Annotated in this window: 1 protein-coding gene; it reads right to left on the bottom strand. The window is 42.9% G+C overall.

Annotated features, from left to right (window positions below; translation table 11 throughout):
• On the bottom strand, positions 1-366 hold a 366-nt coding region (locus AAEY68_RS20775; protein ID WP_350586794.1), incomplete at both ends, for a Yip1 family protein.

Below are 366 nucleotides of genomic sequence, written 5' to 3' on the forward strand. Positions count from 1 at the left end.
CCATTAGTCCATAGCATAGCGGTAACCGCTAAAATAATAACCAGTAAAATTAAGCCACAAGTTACTACAGAGCTTGCGTAAATAAAGCCTCGTTCTTCTGGTATATGCATTAATATTGGCACACCGGTATAAAGTAAATAAACCGAGTAAGCCAAAGCAACCATGCCTACGCACACCACAAACCATAAGTGCGGTAAAAAAGCAGCTAGTGCCGACATAAACACCGGGGTTGCAGTATAAGCTGCTAGTTCGAGAGCTTGAGTGAAAGTGGGCTGAGCACCAAAGGTTACTCCCATCCAGTGGGCTAAATAAGCCAAAGCAAATATACCCGCAATTAGCGCCACATACATTGCAATTGCAATAAGT

Source organism: Pseudoalteromonas sp. RB2-MNA-CIBAN-0110 (assembly GCF_040309305.1).
Lineage (GTDB): Bacteria > Pseudomonadota > Gammaproteobacteria > Enterobacterales > Alteromonadaceae > Pseudoalteromonas > Pseudoalteromonas arctica.